Below are 355 nucleotides of genomic sequence, written 5' to 3' on the forward strand. Positions count from 1 at the left end.
AGAACGACTGCGTGTTCTGCACACCATTGAGGACCATAAATCGCGCCTTTATAAGGCCTTGAAGTCCCAGTGGAAACTGCTCCATAAGGATCAGAATGACCTGAACACTAGTCAGCCCGTCTTCCTACGGGGCATCAATGAATATATGACCCAACAGAACGCAGTGGACTTAGCACTCTCCGCGGATCCACGTCTCGCCAGTGCCTACCAGAGCTATCAAGACCTGTTGACCGATATTCGCGGTCACCGCGTCCAAAATCTTGGAACGCTCCTCAATAACTACCAGCCAAAACATTCAGCCATGGACACGGCCATGACCTCCCTTAAGAAAAACTACCAAGCCGTGATCAACAGT

Annotated in this window: 1 pseudogene; it reads left to right on the forward strand. The window is 50.4% G+C overall.

What is annotated here, in order from left to right:
• Positions 1–355: pseudogene (locus tag FC82_RS13710) on the forward strand (ISL3 family transposase); the annotation flags it as partial.

The sequence above is a fragment of the Secundilactobacillus collinoides DSM 20515 = JCM 1123 genome, from assembly GCF_001435975.1.
In the GTDB taxonomy this organism is placed as follows: Bacteria; Bacillota; Bacilli; order Lactobacillales; family Lactobacillaceae; genus Secundilactobacillus; species Secundilactobacillus collinoides.